The following is a 19,668-nucleotide window of genomic DNA, read 5'->3' on the forward strand; positions in this document are numbered from 1 at the left end:
GACCATGCGACCGCCGCGGGTGCGCGCGCGGGAGGCGGATGCCGACGGCGACGGCGACATAGGCGGCGCCGCCGCCGGCGCCGCCGCGCCCTCACCCAGACGCCCCTACCGGGACGCCTGGTGGTTCCCGGTCCTCGCCGCCATGCTGCTCGGCTCGGTCCTGCACCTGCTGTGGCTGTGGCTGATCGCGAGCGGCGGCGGCGACCTCGCGGCCCAGGACGCCTGGGCGGAGTTCGTCGGGCGCCACCCGGACTCCGCCTACAACCTGGCCTGGTACGGCGGCATGCACCCGGTCTCGTACAGCGTGATCTCGCCGTACCTGATGGCGGTGCTGGGCGTGCGTCCGGTGCTGATCCTCTCCGGGGTGCTCTCGGCAGGGGTGCTGGCACTGATCCTCGTCCGCTCGGGCGTGCTGCGGCGCCCGCTGGTGCCCGCGCTGTGCGGCGCGCTGACCTTCGCCTGCAACGCCGCCTCCGGCCGGGTCACCTACGCCCTGGGCACGCTCTTCGCGCTGGCCGCCCTCGCGCTGGTGTGGGCCTGGCCCCGCCGCAGCTGGGGGCGTCGGCCGCTGCTGCGCGGGGTGCTGGTCGGGCTGATGTCGGCGCTCGCGACGGCGGGCAGCCCGGTCTCGGGGCTGTTCCTGGTCGTGGTGGCCGCCGCGCTGCTGCTGCGCAAGCGGTGGTGGGTGGCCGGGGCGATCGGCCTGCCGCCGCCGATAATGGTGGGCCTCAGTTCGCTGCTCTTCCCGTTCTCGGGCGAGATGCCGATGCCCTGGGTGTCGGTGTTCTTCCCGCTGGTCACCTCGATCGCGGTGCGGCTGCTGGCACCGGCGGACTGGTGGATGGTCCGGCGCTGTGCCGAGATCTACATCCTGGGCGTGGTGCTGACGTGGGCGATCCCCTCGCAGGTCGGCCTGAACGTCGAGCGGCTGGGGCTGATGTTCGCCAGCGTGGTGCTGGTCGCCCTGATCCCCACGGTGCGCAGGGAGTCGCGGCGGCGGCAGGCCATGCTGGTCACCGCGCTGGTGCTGGCGCTGGGCTTCCAGCTCGGCAAGCCCGCCTGGGACGTCGTCCACACGACCCCGGAAGCCGCCTGGGCCCACGACCTGGCGCCGCTGGTGCACCAGCTGAAGAAGCAGGACGCGGACCGGGGCCGGGTGGAGGTGGTCCCGGTGGAGAGCCACCGCGAGGCGTCGGCCATCGCCCCGTACGTGAACCTGGCGCGCGGCTGGAGCCGCCAGGCCGACACCGGGCGCAACCCCCTCTTCTACGAGGAGGGCAAGCTGACCCCGGAGCGCTACCACGAGTGGCTGCGGCGCTGGGCGGTGCGGTTCGTCGTGCTCTCCTCGGACGAACCGGACATCGCGGCGCGGGACGAGGCGCGGATAGTACGTTCCGGCCAGCCCTTCCTGCGCAAGATCTGGTCCGACGCGAACTGGGAGCTGTACCGCGTCATGGACCCGACGCCCCTGGCCTCGCCGCCCGCGCACGACGCGCGGGCCGAGGCGGGCGGGGTGACCGTCGAGGTGCAGCGCGCGGGCGAGGTGCTCGTACGCGTCCCCTGGTCGCCCTGGCTGGGCCTGGTCAACGAGGACGGCGAGCGGCTCCGGCCACCGGAGCGCATGGAGGACAACCGCAACGGCTGCCTGCGCCCGGCCGAACCGATGCTGAGCGAGCCCACCCGGGTGCCCGACGACGGCGGCGGGTCGGGGGACGGCGAGGGCGACGAGCAGGAGCCGCTGACCGACGAGTGGACGGTCCTGGACGCGCCGCGCGCGGGCACCTACCGGCTGGCGGCGCCGTACCGGCTGCCGCGCGGGACGCCGTGCCCGGAGCAGACGGACGACTGAGGCCGCCCGCGCGGGGCGGTGGCGGGCCGGTGGCCCGTGGCCGCCGCCCCGGCGTCAGGACGGGAGCGCGGCGGCCACCGCCTCCACGGTGTCCGCCGCCGCCGCCGCCTTGTCCTCACGGAAGCGGACGACGCGCGCGAACCGCAGCGTCACCCCCGCCGGGTAGCGCGTGGAGCGCTGGACTCCGTCGAACGCCACCTCCACGACCAGCTCCGGCCGTACGACCACCCCCCACGGCTCGGTACGCACCGCGAGCCGCTGGAGGCGCTCGGTCTGCCAGGCCAGCAGCGCGTCCGTCAGGCCCTTGAAGGTCTTGCCCAGCATGGCGTACGAGCCGTCCGCCCGGCGGGCGCCGAGGTGCAGGTTCGACAGCTTGCCGGTGCGCCGCCCGTGGCCCCACTCGGCAGCCAGGACGACGAGGTCGAGGGTGTGCACGGGCTTGACCTTGATCCAGGACGCGCCGCGCCGGCCCGCGCTGTACGGCGAGTCGAGCGCCTTGAGCACGACGCCCTCCTGCCCGCGCGCCACCGCCTCCTCGGCGAACGCGCGGACCGCGCGCCGTACGGCGGGCTGCTCCGGGTGCGCGGCCTCGATACGGCGCACCCGCAGCTCCTGGGGCGTCACCCGTACCAGCTCCGCGTGCCGCTCGGCGGCGGGCAGGGCGAGCAGGTCGCGGCCGTCCACGGCGAGCAGGTCGAAGAAGGCGGGGGAGAGGGGCAGCGTCGCCTGGGCCCCGGCGACGTCGAGCCGCGAGCCCACCCGCGAGGAGGTCTCCTGGAACGGGCGCGCGCGGCCGTCCGGGCCCAGGGCGATCACCTCGCCGTCCAGCACGGCGCCGACGGCGGCGACCCGTGCGGCGGCCTCGGCGACCTCGGGGAGGCGGTCGGTGATCTCCTCCAGGGTGCGGGTGTAGATCCGTACGCCGTCGCCGTCCAGGTGCACCTGGACGCGGATGCCGTCCAGCTTCTCGTCGACGGAGCACGGCCCGAGCCGGTCCAGCGCCTCGTCCACGTCCTTCGCGCTGCGGGCCAGCATGGGCAGTACGGGGGTGCCTACCTCCAGCTGGAAGGCGCCGAGCGCGGCGGGGCCCTCGGCGAGCAGGGTGCGGGCGACGGTGCCGAGCGAGCCGCTGAGCATGACGGCGTGCCGTACGTCGTCCGCCGGGGCACCGGAGGCCGCGGCGAGGCCCTCGACGGCCACCGCGTCCAGCGCGCCCTGGCGCAGCTCGCCGCCGAGCAGCCGGACCAGGAAGTCCTGCTCCGTCCCGGTGGCCGCGCCCAGCAGCTCGCGCAGCAGCCGGGCGCGCTCGGTCTGGGCGCCCTTGCCGGAGACCGCGCCCAGGGCGGTGAGGGCGGCGTCGACCTCGGCGAGGGTGAGCCGTGCGGTGGCGGCGGGGGCGGGGCGCTCCACCAGGGCACGCCAGCCGACGCCGACGCGGCGCTGCGGGAGCCGTCCGGCGAGGTAGGTGATGGCGAGCGGGGCCTCCTCGGGGGCGGCGGCGCGGAAGAGGCGGGCGAGAAGGGCGACCTTCTCCCGGCGCGCGGAGGCAGCCGCGACCTCGAGCGAGGTCTGGGCGACGGTGGCCAGCAGCATGGCTCCATCGTGGCGCAGTGCGTGCACGGGCGCGCGTCGGGGCGGGGCGCGTGGGGGCGCGGCGGGTCGGACGGAGCGGCCGGAGGAGGCCGCGGTGATCTCCGGCGGATTTCGCTCTGACGTGGCGTCACGGCGACCTGGCGTGGAATGATTCTCCGCGACGGCGCGACTACGGACAGCGCGCGGGGACAACGGCGTGCCCGATTCCGTGGCAGGGCGCGTGTCGAAGCGCCGGGTGCGCGGAAGAGTGGGGTCATCATGCCGCAGAAGAACGAGGCGGAGCGGCCGGAAGTCGATGTGACCACGCCGAGCGTGGCCCGTATGTACGACTTCTATCTCGGGGGCAAGGACAACTACGCGGTGGACCGCGAAGCGGTGGCCGAGTTGGACGAGGTGGTGCCGAGCACGCGGGCGCTGGCGCTCAACAACCGGCGGTTCCTGCGCCGCGTGGTGCGCAGGCTGGCGGAGGACTTCGGTATACGCCAGTTCCTGGACCACGGCTCAGGTCTGCCGACGCAGGACAACGTGCACCAGGTCGCCCAGCACGTCGACCCGCGCACGCACGTGGTGTACGTGGACAACGATCCGATCGTGCTCGCGCACGGCCGGGCGCTGCTCCAGGAGGACGAGCGGACGACGGTCATCCAGGCCGACATGCGGGACACCGGGGCCATCTTCGCGAACGAGGACGTGCAGCGGCTGATAGACCTCGACCAGCCGGTGGCCGCGCTGTTCGTGTCCGTCATGCACTGCATCCCGGACCCGGGTCCGCAGGAGCTGCTGCGCGAGGTCGTCGGCCGCCTGCCCTCGGGCAGCTTCGTCGTCGTCAACCAGCTGGTCAGCGAGGACCGCGCCACGCGTGACTTCGTCACGGAGTTCATGGACCGCAGCACGCAGGGCCGTTGGGGCCGTGTCCGCGAGGCGCACGAGGTCGAGCGGTACTTCGAGGGGCTCGAGGTGCTGGAGCCGGGCCTGGGCCGTATCGACGACTGGCGGCCGGACACCGAGGTCTTCCCCCGCCAGCAGACCGACGAGTGGTACGAGTTCGGCGGCGTCGCCCGCAAGCCCTAGGGTCTGTCTGGCAATTCCCGCCGGGTCCGGCCCGCCCGGCACGCACGCTCGGCGCACGGCAGAAACGCCCGAGTAGCTCCGCTACGAGGGCGCTCCTGCCACACGCCGATCGCACGCACCGGACGACCCGGCCTGATCCGACACGAATTGCCAGACAGGCCCTAGGCCGGCGCCCCGCCTGCGGCTGGGGCGCGGCGGGCCGGTTCAGAGCTGGTCGCGCATGTCCTTGAGGAACTCCATGGTCTTGGCCGGGGGTTCGGCGGTCGCCGAGAGCCGGTCCATCACCACCATGTAGTTCTCCACCTCGTCCTGCTTGTCGAGGTAGAGCGCGGTGGTGAGCTGTTCGAGGTAGACGATGTCCGGCAGGTCCGGTTCGAGGAAGCGCAGTATCGTCACCGGCCCGCCCGCCGCCGCGAGCCCGCCGATGGCGAACGGCGCGACCTGGAGGGTGATATGGGGCTGGGCCGCTGCCCACAGGAGGTGGTCCAGCTGCTCCCGCATCAGCTCCGGGGCGCCCAGCGGGCGGCGCAGCGCGGCCTCGTCCACGATGGCCCACAGCTTCGGCGAGCGCGGACGGCTCAGTACCTCCTGCCGGGCCATGCGCAGCCGGACGCGCTGCTCGATCTCCTTCTCGGGTGCGCGCGGGTGCCCGAGCCGCGTGCAGGCGCGGGCGTACGCCTCGGTCTGGAGCAGGCCGGGCACGAACTGCACCTCGTAGGTGCGGATGACGGACGCGGCCTCCTCCAGCCCGAGCAGCTGCTCGAACCACGGCGGCAGGACGTCGTTGTACCGGTGCCACCAGCCGGGGATGCTGGCCTGCTGGGCGAGGGCGAGGAACTCCGCGCACTCGCGCGGGTCGGTGACGCCGTAGAGCATCAGCAGGTCGGAGACGTCCCGGTCCTTGTAGCCGGTGCGGCCCAGCTCCAGGCGGCTGATCTTGGCGTGCGAGCCGCGGATGGCCTCCCCCGCCGCCTCCCGGGTTATGCCCGCGGCCTCGCGCAGGCGCCGCAGCTGGGTGCCCAGCACGATGCGGAGGATGGTCGGGCCGCCTCGGGGGTGGTCGAGAATGCGCCGGACCGACGACTGCTCCGTCCGCGCCGGTCGTGCTGGCATGGCCCATCTCCTCTGTCCGAATGCGCAGTTGTCTCCATAATTTGTACAGCGTTGTACGGCCGCCAGTCTCGCACCCGGCCGAGCGGGCGTACAGCAGCGCACGTGAGGGGCTCGCTCGCGCGCCGGGGCGCGCGCACGCCCGCCCGTGGATCGCCGCGTACGCGCGGCCGCGCCACGTGCCGGGTGCGGGCACATGGCGCGGACGCGATCGGTGTGATGGTGTGCGAGGTGGACGGAGAACGTACGACCGAACGCGCTCAGGCGTCCAGGAAGTCGTCGAAGTCGCCGTCCTTCGCCCCTTGGATGAAGGCGGTGATCTCAGCCGGTGTGTAGATGAGCGCCGGGCCCGAAGGGTGCCGTGAGTTGCGCACGGCCACCCCACCACCGGCCAGTTCGGCCAGCTCGACGCAGTTGCCACTCGGGTTGCTCCGCGCGCTCTTACGCCATACGACGCCGTCGAGCCGCGGGTCTTCCATGCCATGGTCGATATGCATGGGGAGCACCTTCCCACAGTCGAGTGTGCTTGCACCTGTTCTTGCAGATGTACTTGCAGACGTGTGCTCACCCGAGGATGATGGAGGGGATCAGTCACGGTATGTGCCCAGCCCCGAGACCCCGTTGCGGAGTTCGTGATGACGACACCCCCACGCTCGTTGGCGGAGGTGGACGAGCAGCCGTCCGAATGGGAAGACCCGCTCACCCGTCTCCTGCTGCTGCTGGAGATAGCCAGCGAGCCTGCCTGGCTGCGCGAACTGGCGGAGTCCTCTGCGGCAGCGCAGGAGAACTGAACTCCCCAGGCTGACAGTTGAGCCCTTCCGGTGCCCCGGCGCGATGCGCGCCGGGGCACTCGTCGTTGTGAAGACCGTGTGAACCGCCGGTAGTTGTACGGCCTATGGGCGGGTATGACGCCCCGTCCGGTGTGAGAGCGGGCTATCTCACATCCGGTAATCTGGACCTCACAGCACGGGTCGCGGCACACTCGCCCCGTGCCGGGAGGTGACCGTTCCGGTACGTAAACGGATCACCGATTTAGAGGCGGTACGCGCAGTGCGGCGACGGAAAACGGGGATAGTCGCGGCGGGGTTGGCGATCGCCCTCCTCTCCTCACTTACGGCCTGTGGCAACGGCGAAGCCGGAGGCAGTGACGTGACGCTGCACCTGGTGGCGGTCGAGCACGGCGACCGCGCGGCGAACAGCTCCAAGCGTTACTGGAGCAAATTGGTCGAGGACTTCCGGTTCGCGAACCCGGACATCAACGTGAAGGTGGACGTCTACAGCCGGGCCAAGATCGACGCCCGCGTGGCCGAGCTGGTCAAGGAGGGCAAGGAGCCCGATCTCGCCCAGACCGTCGGGTCCTTCGCGCAGTACGTGCGGACCGGCAAGCTCTACAACGCCGGAGAGGTCCTCTCCACCCCCACGCAGGGTGATTTCGTCGGCCCCCTCGCGGAGGCGGGCACGGTGCGGCGCGTCCAGTACGGACTGCCGTTCGTCGCCAGTACCGAGGCGCTCTTCTACAACAAGAAACTCTTCGAGGCCGCGGGCGTGGAGGAACCGCCGCGTACCTGGAAGGAGTTGAGGAAGGCCGCGCAGGCGCTCGAGTCGGCGGGCGTCAAGAAGCCGTACAGCCTGCCGCTGGGCGCGCAGGAGGCCCAGATAGAGACGCTCAACTGGATGGTCGGCAACGGCGGCAGCTACGCGGCCGACGGCGGCTCCTACGACATCGACTCCCCGCAGAACGTCCGCACCTTCAACTGGCTGCGGGACGAACTGGTCTCCCCCGGGCTGACCGGTGAGGACCCGGCCAAGACCGACCGCCAGGACGCGTACAGCGCCTTCGCGGACGGTGACGTCGGCATGCTCAACGGCAACTCCTCGCTGATGCGGATCGCGCTGGAGAGCGGCGTGGACTACGGTACGGCGCCGCTGCCCGGCCGCACGGGACCGGCCAAGGGATCGGCGGGCGTGGCCGACTGGATGATGGCGTTCAAGCGGAACGGCAACCGGGAGGAGATCCGCACCTTCCTGGACTACGTCTACCGCGAGCAGAACGTCGTCGACTACTCCGAGCGGTACGGGCTGCTACCGGTCACCGCCGGGGCCTCCGAGATCATGCGCGAGGACCGGGAGCACCGGGCGCTCTGGGCCTTCCTCGACCGGCTGCCGGAAGCCCGGTTCTACCCGGTCGGCATGGCGTCCTGGGGCGCGACCGTACGCAGCGTGAAGAGCAACATCGGCCGGGCCGTGGTCAAGGGCGGCAACCCGGAGACGGTGCTCGGCTCCATGCAGCGCCGGGCCAACGCCGCCGAGGACGCCGTGAACTGACGCCCTGTCAGTAGAGCGGCGCCGGGCGGCCGGTACGCCGGCCGCCCGGCGCACCGGTTCAGGCCAGGGCGGCCAGGGTGCCCAGCGCCAGGTACACGCCGCCCACGGCGAGGTGCTGCCGCCCCAGCATCCCCGGGCGGCGGTGCAGCCAGCCGCTCAGCGCGCCGCCCGCCAGCGCGTAGGCCAGATCCAGGGCGAGGGCCAAGGCGAAGAAGAGGACGCCGAGCGCCAGCATCTCCGTACGGGCCGTGCCGCTGCCCGCGCCCTGGTCCACGAACTGCGGGAAGAACGCCAGGAAGAAGAGCGCGACCTTCGGGTTGAGCAGGTTCACCCAGAACGCCTCGCGGAAGACCCGCCACAGCGGCGCTGATCCGGCGCTCTGCGCTAGCGCCGCGCCGCCGCCCTGGCGCAGCGCCCGTACGCCCAGCGCCAGCAGGTAGGCGGCGCCGGCGTACTTGACGGTGGCGAAGGCCGTCTCGGAGCGGGCGATGACGGCCGAGACGCCGAAGACGGTCGCGGCCAGGTGCACCACCGTGGCCGACTCCACGCCCAGCGCCGAGACGATGCCCGCCCGGCGGCCGTGGGCGACGCTGCGCGTCACGATGTAGATCAGGTTCGGTCCGGGCACCAGAATGAGGGCGAGCGAGGCCGCGCAGAACGCCAGCAGGCGGGCGGGGTCCGGCATCAGCCACGCTCCGGGGGCGGTGGTCTACGGTCCATGGGTGGCTCCGTTCACGGTGGGCGGGGTGGGCTGGGGCGGGTCCGGGCGGTGCCGGGCGCCGCACGCGCAAGCCTGGTCGCGGCGGTGGCGGCGCACCCGTGCCAAAGGAGGCCGAAGTGGACCGGAACGCGCCGGACCGGAACGCGCCGGACCGAAACCCGCCGGGCCGGTACCCGCCGGGCCGGTACGCGCGGACCGCCCAGGGCGGGAGGGGCCCGGCGACCCCGCCGTGCTGGCCGCGATCCTCGGCGACTGGATGCACGGCCCCGGGCCGCTCTACCGCAAGCTCGCCGCCGCGCTCGCCCGAGCCGTCCGGCGCGGCGATCTCCAGCAGGGCGAACGGCTGCCGTCGGAGCGCGCGTTGGCCGCCGCGCTGTCGCTGAGCCGGGCCACCGTGGCCACCGCGTACGAGGAGCTGCGCGGTCCCGGCGTGCTGGACAGCCTGCGCGGCAGCGGCACCCGGGTCGCCCCCACCCGCCCGCACGCGGCTGCGGGAGACGCTACGGGCGGCGCTCCCGTCGCGGGCGGCGCCGACGGCCGGGTGCCCGGGGGCCGGGCCACCTCGCTGGTCCAGCGGCTGGTGGACGGCCCCGGCGGCACCCTCTCGCTGGCCTCCGCCGCCGAAAGGGCCGTACCGCAGGTGCGCGCGGCGCTGCTGGAGCTGGCCGCACCGGACGGGCCGGACCTGGAGCCGCTGCTGAGCGACATCGGCTACCACCCGCGCGGCCTGCCCGCCCTGCGCGCGGCCGTCGCGGCGCACTGCACCGAGGAGGGCACGCCCACCACGCCCGCGCAGGTGCTGGTGACCACGGGCGCCACCCAGGCGCTGGCGCTGGCCGCCCGGCTCTACCTGCGCAGGCGGGACACGGTCGTGGTGGAGCAGCCCAGCTGGCCGGGCTGCCTGGACACCTTCCGGGCGCTGGGCGTGCACCTGCGGGGCGTGCCGATGGACGAGGACGGCGTACGGCCGGACGCGCTGGAGCGGGCGCTGCGCGCGCACGCCCCCGCGCTGCTGTTCGTCATGCCGACGTACCACAACCCGACGGGCACCCTGATGTCCGCCGGGCGCCGCCGCCGGGTCGCCGAACTGGCCGCCCGCTACCGCGTCCCGGTGGTGGAGGACCTGGCCTACAACGCGTGTCTGGGCACCGTCGCCGAGCCGCCGCCCATCGGCGCCTTCGCCGGGCGGGACGCGCAGGTCCTCACCGTCGGCTCACTGGCGAAGTCCGTGTGGAGCGGGCTGCGTATCGGCTGGGTGCGCGGCCCCGAGCAGGTGGTGGAGCGCCTGGCCCGCCTCAAGACGCTCGCCGACCTCGGCGGGCCCGTGCTCGAACAGGCGCTGGCCGCACGGCTGTTGCCGGGGCTCGCCGCGATCCGCGCGGAGCGGGCGGGCGAACTGCGGGCGCGCCTGGGGCTGTTGGAGCGGCTGTTCGCCGAACGCCTGCCGGACTGGAGGTGGCGCACGCCGGACGGCGGCTCGGCGCTGTGGGTACGGCTGCCGGGCCGCGTCGACGCCGCGGTGTACGCGCAGGTGGCCCTCCGGCACGGGGTCGAGGTCGTACCGGGGGCGACGATGGACGCGGAGGGGGCGTACGAGAGCCACATCCGGGTGCCGTACACGATGCCGCCGCCGACTCTGACCGAACTGGTGCGCAGGCTGGGCGCGGCCTGGGACGAACTGTGAAGGAGAGGGAGGAGGGTGAAAGGCGCGGGTGATGAGGGTCGGTGGATGGGGGTGAGGGGCGGCCTACGCCGCCTCCTCACCCTCGTCCGCGTTTCGCTGCCGGCCCCCGGTCCGGCCGCTGGCCGCGTCCATCCAGTCCTGCCGCAGCCGCGCCAGCTCCGCGAGGTCGGCAGGCGTCCATACCTTGCGGCCTGCCACGAACGCGCGGATCGCTGCGTTGGCTTCTTCGACGGGTAACCGCGACGACCTCGACGCGGGTGAAGGAGTAGGGGACATACCGTCAAGGTTAGGCCAGGAGCGCGGCAATCTCACCCACCGCGTTCAGGACAAGACTCCTCGGATACGCCCCCTGCGCCTCCCGTCCGGCCTGCCCGCTTTCCCCTGCGGGCGCACAGGCGGTGCGTACCCGGCGCATACCCGTGGGTAGCCGTACGCCCCCGAGCTGCGATGACACCCGTACGAGTGAAGTGTGGACGCATGCACGCCCGCCCCTTGCGCGGGGCAACTGCCCCGGGCAGAGCCTGCGCGGACGCCGCGACAGCCGGGGCACTTGGGGCGGCCGACCGTGGGGAACGTCACGGAATCGGGCCGGAAAGCGTCCGCTTCCGCGTCCCTGGCGGACACGCGCACACCCGTTCCGTACCGCCCCCGTCACCGTCCGGACGCGTACGGGCGCGATGCGGTCCGATGCCGTCTTCACCCCGCTCCGCCGCTGTGATTGTGTGGGGTGTGCAGCTGGTTCGCCCCGCCCGCCAGGCGGTGGCGACGACAAGAGGGAACCCGGTGCGAGTCCGGGACTGCCCCGCAGCGGTGAGTGGGAACGAACGGCGTCACGCGCACTGGGCCGCAGAACTGGGCCTGGGAAGCGACGGCCAGTAGGTGCCCGGCCGGGCCTGGACCGGCAGGGTGTGCCCGCGAGTCCGAAGACCTGCCACTGCCCGCGTGCGATCCCGTACGCGGTGATCTCGGTGACCTCGAGGGCGGGTCGGCGGAGCGCGGGCAGCCGCACACGGTCTCGTGTGCCGCCCGCCGGTCCTGCCTTCGCGCCTCCCGGGCGGCACCGGGGTCGCACCGCGACTCGCGAAGGAGAGTTCCGTGGCTGACAGTTCCGCCACCCCCGTCGGCGCCACCACCGGCTCCGCCCCTGCCGATCCTGCCTACGCCGACCCCGCCGCCGCGCACGACCGCCCGCTGCCCACCCTGCACGGCCACCCCCGGCAGGGCCCGGGACGCGAGCTGAAGAAGGCCGTCGAGGGCTACTGGGCGGGGCGGCGCAGTGCCGACGAGCTGCTCGGCACGGCCGCCCGGCTGCGCCGCGACACCCGGCGCCGGCTCGCGGAGGCAGGCATCCAAGAGGTCCCCACCGGCGACTTCTCGCTCTACGACCACATGCTGGACACCCTGGTGATGACGGGCGCCGTCCCCGAGCGGCACCGGGCCGCCGTCGAAGCGGACGCCCTGGGCGGGTACTTCGCGATGGCGCGCGGCGACCAGCGCACCCCGCCGCTGGAGATGACCAAGTGGTTCGACACCAACTACCACTACCTGGTGCCCGAACTGGGCCCCGGCACCGTCTTCACGGCCGACTCCGCCAAGCCCGTCGCCGAGTTCACCGAGGCCCGCGCCGAGGGCCACACCGCGCGCCCGGTGCTGGTGGGCCCGCTCACCTTCCTGCTGCTGGCCAAGCCCGCCCCCGGCGTCGACCCGGGGTTCGAGCCGCTGACCCTGCTGGACCGGCTGCTCCCCGTCTACGCCGAGGTCCTCGCCGACCTGCGCGCCGCCGGCGCCGCCTGGGTGCAGCTGGACGAGCCGGTCCTCGTGCAGGACCAGTCGCCCGCCGTGCTCGGCGCCGCCGCCCGCGTCCTGCGCGAGCTGGGCGGCCTCACCGACCGGCCCCGGCTGCTGGTCGCCGCCTACTTCGACCGGCTCGGCGAGGCGCTGCCCGTCCTCGCGCAGGCGCCGGTCGAGGGCCTCGCCCTCGACTTCACCGGGCCCGCCGCCGCCAACCTGGACGACCTCGCGGCCGTCGGCGGCCTGCCGGGCAAGCGGCTGGTCGCGGGCGTCGTCGACGGCCGCAACGTCTGGATCAACGACCTGGAGCGCTCGCTGGCCACCCTGGCCACGCTGCTGGGCCTGGCCGCCCGGGTGGACGTCGCCCCTTCCTGCTCCCTCCTGCACGTGCCGCTGGACGCCTCGCTCGAGGACGGCGTGGACCCGGAGGTCGCCCGCTGGCTCGCCTTCGCCCGCCAGAAGACGGACGAAGTGGTCACGCTGGCACGCGGGCTGGCCGAGGGCACCGAGGCCATCGGCCCGCAGCTGGCCGCCAACCGGGCGGCCCGCAGCGCCCGTTCGGTCTCCGTGCTCACCCGCGACCCCGCCGTACGGGCCCGCTGTGCGGCCGTGCGCCCCTCGGACGCCAAGCGGGCAGAGCCTTACGAGGAGCGGGCCGTCGCCCAGCGCGCGCGCCTGGGCCTGCCGCGCGTACCGACCACCACCGTCGGCTCCTTCCCGCAGACCGCCGAACTGCGCCGGGCCCGCGCCGACCTGCGCGCGGGCCGCATCGGGCAGGCGGCGTACGACGGGCGGATCGCCGCCGAGATCCAGGAGGTGCTGGACTTCCAGGAGAAGGCCGGGCTGGACGTCCTGGTGCACGGCGAGCCCGAACGCAACGACATGGTGCAGTACTTCGCCGAGCGGCTGACCGGCTACGTGGCCACCCAGCACGGCTGGGTCCAGTCGTACGGCACCCGCTACGTGCGCCCGCCCGTGCTGGCCGGGGACGTCTCCCGCACCGCGCCCATGACGCTGCGCTGGACGCGCTACGCGCAGAGCCGCACCGGCAAGCCGGTCAAGGGCATGCTCACCGGGCCCGTCACCATGCTCGCCTGGTCCTTCGTCCGCGACGACCAGCCGCTCGGCGACACCGCGCGCCAAGTCGCGCTCGCCCTGCGCGACGAGGTCGACGACTTGGAGGCGGCGGGTACTTCGGTCATCCAGGTCGACGAGCCCGCCCTGCGGGAGACCCTGCCGCTGCGCGCCGCCGACCGCCCCGCCTACCTGGAATGGGCCACCGAGGCCTTCCGCCTGACCACCGGCGGCGTCCGTGCGGAGACCCAGATCCACACCCACATGTGCTACGCCGAGTTCGGTGAGATCCTCGCCGCCATCGAGGCGCTGGACGCCGACGTCATCAGCCTGGAGGCGGCCCGCTCGCGCATGGAGGTCGCCGGTGAACTCGCCAGGGCGGGCTACCCGCGCGAGGTCGGCCCGGGGGTGTACGACATCCACGCGCCCCGGGTGCCCGAGGCGGCCGAACTGGCCGCGCTGCTGCGCGAGGGGCTGCGCGCGATCCCGGCGGAGCGGCTGTGGGCCAACCCCGACTGCGGGCTGAAGACCCGTGCCTGGCCGGAGGTGCGCGCCTCGCTGGAGAACCTGGTGGCGGCGGCACGGGAGGTCCGGGACACCCTGGGCTGACGAGTGCCCGGCCAGGGACCCGTCCGGCCAGGGACCCGCCCGGTCAGGGACCCGCCCGGTCAGGGGCGCAGGCGTGCCAGCCAGGGGTGCTGCGGGCCGTACGTGCGGGTGATCGTGCCGGTGAGCCACTGCCGCCGGCCCGGGTCGAGCAGGGGCAGGGCGGCGGCCAGGTCCTGCTCGTCCTTGGGCCGGGGCGATCCGGCCTTGTAGAAGAGCTGCACCTCCGGCGCGAGGTAGGGGATGCCCTCCCCGGAGGTGCGGCCGACGGCCGCGAGCGGCAGCCGGACGCGCGGGTCGCGGTGCGAGACCCACGCGCCGCCGTCCGCCTCGTCCAGCATGACCTGGAGGCGCCAGGGGGCGCGGGGGCCGGGCTGGCACCAGATGTCCTGCACCCCGTGCGGCAGCGTCTCGCCGGGCGCCCACGGGCGCAGCGTGCCGGGCGGGTCGGCGGCCCACCAGCGCCAGTCGGGCAGGGCCCGCTGCACGGCGAGCTGGTCGCGCCGCAGCAGCAGTACGTCCAGGTCGGCGTGCTCGCGTACGGGGCGGCCCGCCGCGAGCGCGATGGCCCAGCCGCCCGCCACCCACCAGGGGACGCCCAGCCCGGCGAAGAGGCGGGCGGCCTCGGCCGGGGACGCGGGGTCCCACCGGTCCAGCGGCGGGTGCGGGGGTGAGGCCATCAGCTGAGCGAGGTGTCGCCGAGGGACTCCAGCAACGTGCGGAGGGCGTCGGCCAGTTGGTCGCACTCCGCCCGCTCCAGCCCCGCCAGCGTCCGGGCCTCGTTGGCCAGGTGCTCGGACATGACGGCGAGGATCAACTCGCTGCCCCGCTCGGTGAGGCGGATCTTGACGGTGCGGCGGTCGCCTTCGTCGCGTACCCGCTCGACCAGCCCTTTGGTCTCCATCCGGTCGATGCGGTTGGTGATCGCCCCGGAGGTCACCATGGACGCCTTCAGCAGCGCACCGGCCGTCAGCTCGTACGGCGGGCCGGACCGCTGGAGGGTGGTGAGGACGTCGAACTCGCCCAGTTCCAGCCCGCGTGCGGCGGCGAAGCTCTTCATCTCCCGGTCCAGGTAGCGCCCGAGCCGCTGGAGTCTGCCGATCACCTGGACCGGCCACAGGTCGTCGGCCAGCTCCGGCCGCTCCTTGGTCCACTGGCCGACGATCACGTCCACCGCATCACCCATCGGGGCTCCTCTCAAAGTTCATTCTCTCAACGTTCATACACTTGACGTTGAGAAGACTGAGCTGTTTTTATCTCAACGTTGAGATTACTGCCCTGGAGGAAGGGACCGCCAGCCGTGCGCGAGACCCGAGCGACCGCCACCCTGCCCACCCCGCCCGCCGCAGCGGCCGCACGACCGGCGCGGGCCGCCCCGCCGCCCCGGCGCGTCCACGCCGCCTGGCTGGCGCTGCTGACGGCGCCGATCGCCGCCGGGGCCAACAGCCCCGTGCTGATCCTTCCCGACATGGCCCACTCGCTCGGCACCGGCAAGGCCACCGCGACCTGGTTCGTCACCGTGTTCGCCTGGGCGATGGCGGTGAGCACCCCGCTGCTGGCCGGCCGCCTGCGCCGGCACGGTACGGCCGCCGCGCTCCGGCTCGGCGCCGCCCTGGTGGCGGCGGGCACGGCGCTGGTGGCCGTCTCGCCCTGGCTGCCGCTGGCGCTGGCCGGACGGGCCGCGCAGGCCGCAGGCGGTGCGGGGCTGATCACCCTCGCCCTCACCCTGGCCGGCACGGCCCGCCGGATGGGCGTGATCACCTCCGGCTTCGGGGTGCTGGGCGCGACCGGGCCGCTGCTCGGCTCCTGGCTGAGCGAAACGGCGTCGTGGCGGCTCGCGCTCGCGGTCCCGGCCGTCGTCCTGCTGGCCGTCCCGGCCGTCGCGCGCGCCGTACGGCCCGAGGCGGCACCGGCCCAGGCGCCGTCACCCGGGGCCCCGTCCGCCGAAGTCCCGTCCGCCGGGGGCCGCTTCGACGCCCGGGGTGCCGCGCTGCTGACCGTGCTGGCCTCGGCGCTGGTGCTGATCCCGCGCTGTCCGGTGCCGGCCGTGCTCGTCGCGCTCGTACTCGGCCTGCTGCTCCTGGCACACACGCGCTCACGGCTCGACGGCTTCGTCCCCCGCGCCGTGGTGCGTACGCCCGCCTTCGCCACCTCGGCGCTGCTCGCCTGCGCCCTGTCCACCTCGTACTTCGTGCTGCTCTTCGCCGTGCCCGAACTGCTCGCGGACCGTACGGGCTGGTCCACCGCCACCGTCGGCACCGGCCAGCTGGCCGCCCTGCTGGCCGGCTCCGTGCTCGGCTGGCTGCTGCCGGCCGCCTCCGCCCGCCTGGGGCGGCCGACCGTGCTGGCCGTGCTGATCGCGCTCGGCGCGCTGGCGCCGCTGGCCGCGCTGCTCACCCCGTGGGCACCGCTGCTGCTGGGGGTGGCCGCGCTGGCGGGGGCCGCCGCGGTCGCGGGCAACGCGGTGCTCGCCTCGTACGCCGCCGGTGCGGCGGCCCCGGCCCAACGGCCCACGGCGATCGGCCTGTTCTCGCTCTGCTACCAGCTCGGCGGCGCCTTCGGCCCGGCCGTCGCGGTGCTGGCGGTCACGGGCTGACCGGGCCGCCACCGCCCGACGCCGCAGGTGCGGCCTCGGGTGCGGCGTCGGGCACCGGTGCGGCCTCGAAGACCTCGCCGAAGCGGTTGGCGATCCGCTCGGCCAGCCGCGCCCGCTACTCCCGGAGTCGTATGCGCGCCCCGCCCGCGCCTCCTACGGTGAGACACATGTTGACCCCCGACGGCCTGGTACGGCGCCTCCGCGCGCTGCCGCCGTACGTGCTGGACCTGCTGGTGGTGGCCGTGGTCGGCGCCCTCACCGCCGCGGACGCGGCCGTGAACGAGCCCGGCTACCGGCAGGCCGACTGGTTCACCTGGCTGCTCCTCGCCGTCTCCCTCCTCGCCCTGCTGTGGCGCCGCCGCCGTCCGGTGGCGGTGGCGGTGGTGACCGGGGCCGCGTGCGCGGGCTGGGCGCTCTACGGGCACATCGGCGAGCTGCTGAACCTGTCGGTGATCGTGGCGCTGTACACGGTCGCCGTGCAGGGCGACCGCCGCCGCACCCTGTGGACGGCGCTGCTCGCCTCGGCCGCCTCGGGCGCCGTCGCCCTGGAGGTGGGCCGGGACGTGGTCAACCCGCAGGGGCTGCCCGTACTGGAGATGCTCTGGCCGCTGGTGCCGCTGCTGCTGGGCGAGGTGGTGCGCACCCGGCGGCAGCTGCTGCACGAGTACGCCGCCCGCGCCGCCCGCGCGGAGGCGGAGCGGGAGCGCGAGGCGGTGCGGCGGGTGCAGGAGGAGCGGGCGCGGATCGCGCGTGAGCTGCACGACATCGTGGCGCACACGGTGACCGCGATGACCGTGCAGACCGGCGTCGCCCTCGACGCGCTGGAGACCCGGCCGGACCTGGCGCGCAAGGCGATGCGGCAGGTGCGCGCGTCGGGCAAGGACGCCGTACGGGAGCTGCGCACCACGGTGACGGTGCTGCGCGGCGACGGAAGCGACGGCGGTGGCGGCAGCGGCGGCGAGCCGACCGCCCCGGTGCCGGGGCTGGACGGGCTGGCCGAACTGGTCGGGCACCTCGCGGGCGGCGGGGTGGAGATGGTGCTGCGGCAGGAGCCGGTGCGGTGCTCGGCGGTCGCCGGGCTGGCCGCGTACCGCATCGTGCAGGAGGCCCTGACGAACGTGGTCCGGCACGCGGGCGCCCGGCACGCCGCGGTCTCGGTCATACGGGACGGAGGCCTGCTGGTGGTCGAGGTCGTGGACGACGGCAGGCCGCCCCCCGCGCACCCGCGCGACGCGAGCGCGCACCCGCCCCCGTCCCCGCCCCCCGCCGGTTTCGGCCTGATCGGCATGCGCGAGCGCGCGGCGGCCATCGGCGGCAGTATCGAGTACGGGCCCGTGCCCGGTGGCGGCTTCCGGGTCCGCGCCGCGCTGCCCGCCGAGGGAGGGACCGGATGACCGTACGCATGGTGCTCGCCGACGACCAGACCGTCGTACGGGCCGGGTTCCGCGCCCTGTTCGACCTCACCGAGGACCTGGTGGTCGTCGCGGAGGCGGCCGACGGGCGGCAGGCGGTCGAGGCCGTCCGCACCACCCGCCCGGACGTGGTGCTGATGGACGTCCGGATGCCCGGTGTCGACGGCATCGAGGCCACCCGCCGGATCGCTGCCGATCCCGCCCTGGACCGGGTGCGCGTGGTGATGCTGACCACCTACGAGATCGACGCGTACGTCTTCGAGGCGCTGCGCCACGGTGCGGCGGGCTTCCTGCTCAAGGACATCGAGCCGGACGACCTGCGGGCCGCCGTCCGCACGGTCGCGGCCGGGCAGAGCCTGCTGGCGCCCGCCGTCACCCGCGGGGTCATCGAGGAGTTCGCCCGGCTGCGGGCGCCGGAGGTGGCGGGGGCCGAACGGCTGGCGGTGCTGACCGGCCGGGAGCGGGAGGTGATGGCGCTGGTCGCGGCCGGCCTCAGCAACGAGGAGATCGGCCGGGAGCTGATCATGAGCCCGCTGACGGCGAAAACCCATGTCAGCCGGGCCATGATCAAGCTCTCCGCGCGCGACCGCGCCCAACTGGTCATCCTCGCCTACGAGACGGGCCTGATCCGTCCGGGCGACGGCACCCGCGGCAGCTGACCGCGCCCGCAGGCGCGCTCCGTCCCCGTGACCCGCCCGGGCCGCCCGGGAGCCCACGACGAGCGCCGTGCGCACCGCGGGGCCTTGTCGGTCCAACACCGTTGCGGCCTGCCGCCGTTGCCGCGGTGCCGCCTGGATACCATGATCGCCCCACCGCCTCACCCTGGAGCGCCGATGCTCTCTTTGACCGCGTTCCTGCCGGACCTGGCGGCAGAGGAGTCCGTCGTCCGCGCGCTTGACGAGATGCGCCGCGTGTACACCAGGCAGGGGCGCCTGGACGAGCTGCGGAGCCCGGTGGCCCAGCTCGTCGCGAGCCCGGACCCGCGCGCCGTCTACACCCATCGTGAGGCGATGTGCCGCGATCACTTCGTGATGCTCTACGCCGCCACCACGGACTGTGTGCCGCTGTTCCGGTTGCGGATCGAGGGCGTCGGCGAGCGGAGCAAGCTGGAGTTCTTCTTCAAGGAGGCGGCGCTGATGGGTTCGGCTTCTGTCATCCGGTATCTCGGAGGGCAGGGGGTCGACGTCAACGCCGTCCCCCACGCCTGCCCGCACCAGCACACCGCGCTCCACTGGGCGGTGGACATGAACCACCCGGACACCGTGGCCGCTCTGCTCGCGCAGCCCGGGATCGACCTCGAACGCCTCGACGCGCACGGGACGACCCCGCTCGACCTGGCCCTCCGCCGGAGCCCCCACCTCACCATGGCACCGGCGGAGCTGCTGACGGCCGCCGGAGCGCGGATCAACCCCCATACGGTCGTCGTCGTCGCCCGCGGATACAACGCCATGGCGATGGACCTCGTGCTGCGGCACGGAGCGGACCCGAACGCCTTCAGCCCGAAGACCGGCATCGCACCGCTGCACGCAGCGGCCAGGGAAGGCAACGCGGACATGGTGCGAAGGCTGCTGGCGGCGGGAGCCGATCCGCTGCTGCCGACCCGGCGCAAGGGCACAGCGGGCGGCGTGGTCTACCCGCGCGGTGCCACGCCCCTCGAATACGCCGAACTGAGCGGCGCCGCGGCGGGCGGCGTCAGCCCGCGCGGCCTTCTCACACGGGCGATCGCGGGCCACGCCCCGGACGCCCCGGAAGCCCCGGACGCTGCGGACGCCGAGCCCGCCGCGCCCGCCCCGCTGCGCCCGCGGGAGTAGTCGCCGACTCCCGCGGGCGGATTCC

The 19,668-nt window shown here is 74.2% G+C and carries 17 protein-coding genes and 1 riboswitch; of the genes, 10 read left to right on the forward strand and 7 right to left on the reverse strand.

Annotation, left to right across the window (positions count from 1 at the left end):
• The first annotated feature begins 4 nt into the window (after window positions 1-4).
• The gene (locus H299_RS0126330) at window positions 5-1,849 is read left to right on the forward strand and encodes a hypothetical protein (protein ID WP_051262911.1); all 1,845 of its coding nucleotides are present in this window, start codon (window positions 5-7) and stop codon (window positions 1,847-1,849) included.
• 54 nt (window positions 1,850-1,903) lie between these two features.
• Here the strand turns inward: H299_RS0126330 and H299_RS0126335 are convergent, their stop codons facing one another.
• Window positions 1,904-3,442, reverse strand: coding sequence for an ATP-dependent DNA ligase (locus H299_RS0126335; protein ID WP_027750853.1), 1,539 nt, complete (start codon window positions 3,440-3,442; stop codon window positions 1,904-1,906).
• A 258-nt stretch (window positions 3,443-3,700) separates the two neighbouring features.
• Here H299_RS0126335 and H299_RS0126340 point away from each other — a divergent pair, with 258 nt between their 5' ends.
• A complete protein-coding gene (locus tag H299_RS0126340; RefSeq protein WP_027750854.1) occupies window positions 3,701-4,513 on the forward strand; it encodes an SAM-dependent methyltransferase in 813 nt (270 codons plus the stop codon).
• Between the two features lie 204 nt (window positions 4,514-4,717).
• Here H299_RS0126340 and H299_RS0126345 read toward each other — a convergent pair whose 3' ends face one another.
• Both H299_RS0126345 and H299_RS0126350 read right to left on the reverse strand, forming a co-directional pair.
• Entirely contained in the window at window positions 4,718-5,626 is a 909-nt protein-coding gene (locus H299_RS0126345; RefSeq protein ID WP_027750855.1) for a Scr1 family TA system antitoxin-like transcriptional regulator, read from the reverse strand.
• Between the two features lie 257 nt (window positions 5,627-5,883).
• A complete protein-coding gene (locus tag H299_RS0126350) occupies window positions 5,884-6,120 on the reverse strand; it encodes a DUF397 domain-containing protein (RefSeq protein ID WP_027750856.1) in 237 nt (78 codons plus the stop codon).
• A gap of 138 nt (window positions 6,121-6,258) precedes the next feature.
• Between H299_RS0126350 and H299_RS40025 the strand changes: the two genes are divergently transcribed.
• Both H299_RS40025 and H299_RS0126360 read left to right on the forward strand, forming a co-directional pair.
• A complete protein-coding gene (locus tag H299_RS40025) occupies window positions 6,259-6,414 on the forward strand; it encodes a hypothetical protein (protein WP_199782504.1) in 156 nt (51 codons plus the stop codon).
• A 358-nt stretch (window positions 6,415-6,772) separates the two neighbouring features.
• Window positions 6,773-7,948 carry an extracellular solute-binding protein gene (locus tag H299_RS0126360; RefSeq protein WP_486587427.1) on the forward strand — a complete coding sequence of 392 codons (1,176 nt, stop codon included), beginning with the start codon at window positions 6,773-6,775 and terminating at the stop codon, window positions 7,946-7,948.
• A 58-nt stretch (window positions 7,949-8,006) separates the two neighbouring features.
• Here the strand turns inward: H299_RS0126360 and H299_RS0126365 are convergent, their stop codons facing one another.
• Entirely contained in the window at window positions 8,007-8,633 is a 627-nt protein-coding gene (locus tag H299_RS0126365; RefSeq protein ID WP_027750858.1) for a LysE family translocator, read from the reverse strand.
• A gap of 265 nt (window positions 8,634-8,898) precedes the next feature.
• Between H299_RS0126365 and H299_RS0126370 the strand changes: the two genes are divergently transcribed.
• Entirely contained in the window at window positions 8,899-10,353 is a 1,455-nt protein-coding gene (locus tag H299_RS0126370) for an aminotransferase-like domain-containing protein (protein WP_027750859.1), read from the forward strand.
• A 63-nt stretch (window positions 10,354-10,416) separates the two neighbouring features.
• Here the strand turns inward: H299_RS0126370 and H299_RS40690 are convergent, their stop codons facing one another.
• On the reverse strand, window positions 10,417-10,551 hold the full coding sequence (locus H299_RS40690; protein WP_486587428.1) for a hypothetical protein: 135 nt from the start codon (window positions 10,549-10,551) through the stop codon (window positions 10,417-10,419).
• Between the two features lie 520 nt (window positions 10,552-11,071).
• A riboswitch (cobalamin riboswitch) is annotated at window positions 11,072-11,303 on the forward strand.
• A gap of 241 nt (window positions 11,304-11,544) precedes the next feature.
• Here H299_RS40690 and metE point away from each other — a divergent pair.
• Window positions 11,545-13,827, forward strand: coding sequence for a 5-methyltetrahydropteroyltriglutamate--homocysteine S-methyltransferase (gene metE, locus H299_RS0126380; RefSeq protein ID WP_199782512.1), 2,283 nt, complete (start codon window positions 11,545-11,547; stop codon window positions 13,825-13,827).
• 59 nt (window positions 13,828-13,886) lie between these two features.
• Here metE and H299_RS0126385 read toward each other — a convergent pair whose 3' ends face one another.
• Together H299_RS0126385 and H299_RS0126390 are read right to left on the reverse strand one after the other, a co-directional pair.
• Window positions 13,887-14,504 carry a nucleotidyltransferase domain-containing protein gene (locus H299_RS0126385; protein ID WP_027750861.1) on the reverse strand — a complete coding sequence of 206 codons (618 nt, stop codon included), beginning with the start codon at window positions 14,502-14,504 and terminating at the stop codon, window positions 13,887-13,889.
• Window positions 14,504-15,010, reverse strand: coding sequence for a MarR family transcriptional regulator (locus H299_RS0126390; protein ID WP_027750862.1), 507 nt, complete (start codon window positions 15,008-15,010; stop codon window positions 14,504-14,506). The genes H299_RS0126385 and H299_RS0126390 overlap by 1 nt, the downstream gene beginning before the upstream one ends.
• 114 nt (window positions 15,011-15,124) lie before the next feature.
• On the opposite strand from H299_RS0126390, the gene H299_RS0126395 reads away from it, so the two are divergent.
• The 4 genes from H299_RS0126395 to H299_RS0126410 all read left to right on the forward strand — a co-directional run bounded on the left by H299_RS0126395 (window position 15,125) and on the right by H299_RS0126410 (window position 19,643).
• Window positions 15,125-16,420, forward strand: coding sequence for an MFS transporter (locus tag H299_RS0126395; RefSeq protein ID WP_106965863.1), 1,296 nt, complete (start codon window positions 15,125-15,127; stop codon window positions 16,418-16,420).
• A 167-nt stretch (window positions 16,421-16,587) separates the two neighbouring features.
• Window positions 16,588-17,814, forward strand: coding sequence for a sensor histidine kinase (locus H299_RS0126400; protein ID WP_027750864.1), 1,227 nt, complete (start codon window positions 16,588-16,590; stop codon window positions 17,812-17,814).
• Entirely contained in the window at window positions 17,811-18,491 is a 681-nt protein-coding gene (locus H299_RS0126405) for a response regulator transcription factor (protein ID WP_027750865.1), read from the forward strand. The genes H299_RS0126400 and H299_RS0126405 overlap by 4 nt, the downstream gene beginning before the upstream one ends.
• Window positions 18,492-18,665: 174 nt before the next feature.
• The gene (locus H299_RS0126410; protein ID WP_027750866.1) at window positions 18,666-19,643 is read left to right on the forward strand and encodes an ankyrin repeat domain-containing protein; all 978 of its coding nucleotides are present in this window, start codon (window positions 18,666-18,668) and stop codon (window positions 19,641-19,643) included.
• Window positions 19,644-19,668: the final 25 nt, after the last annotated feature.

The organism is Streptomyces sp. CNH287 (assembly GCF_000424825.1).

Bases quoted from the DNA above. Each gene is read 5' to 3' on its own strand.
- H299_RS0126330 (WP_051262911.1), top strand. From the start codon at position 5: ATGCGACCGCCGCGGGTGCGCGCGCGGGAGGCGGATGCCGACGGCGAC.
- H299_RS0126335 (WP_027750853.1), bottom strand. From the start codon at position 3,442: ATGCTGCTGGCCACCGTCGCCCAGACCTCGCTCGAGGTCGCGGCTGCC.
- H299_RS0126340 (WP_027750854.1), top strand. From the start codon at position 3,701: ATGCCGCAGAAGAACGAGGCGGAGCGGCCGGAAGTCGATGTGACCACG.
- H299_RS0126345 (WP_027750855.1), bottom strand. From the start codon at position 5,626: ATGCCAGCACGACCGGCGCGGACGGAGCAGTCGTCGGTCCGGCGCATT.
- H299_RS0126350 (WP_027750856.1), bottom strand. From the start codon at position 6,120: ATGCATATCGACCATGGCATGGAAGACCCGCGGCTCGACGGCGTCGTA.
- H299_RS40025 (WP_199782504.1), top strand. From the start codon at position 6,259: ATGACGACACCCCCACGCTCGTTGGCGGAGGTGGACGAGCAGCCGTCC.
- H299_RS0126365 (WP_027750858.1), bottom strand. From the start codon at position 8,633: ATGCCGGACCCCGCCCGCCTGCTGGCGTTCTGCGCGGCCTCGCTCGCC.
- H299_RS0126385 (WP_027750861.1), bottom strand. From the start codon at position 14,504: ATGGCCTCACCCCCGCACCCGCCGCTGGACCGGTGGGACCCCGCGTCC.
- H299_RS0126390 (WP_027750862.1), bottom strand. From the start codon at position 15,010: ATGGGTGATGCGGTGGACGTGATCGTCGGCCAGTGGACCAAGGAGCGG.
- H299_RS0126400 (WP_027750864.1), top strand. From the start codon at position 16,588: ATGTTGACCCCCGACGGCCTGGTACGGCGCCTCCGCGCGCTGCCGCCG.
- H299_RS0126405 (WP_027750865.1), top strand. From the start codon at position 17,811: ATGACCGTACGCATGGTGCTCGCCGACGACCAGACCGTCGTACGGGCC.
- H299_RS0126410 (WP_027750866.1), top strand. From the start codon at position 18,666: ATGCTCTCTTTGACCGCGTTCCTGCCGGACCTGGCGGCAGAGGAGTCC.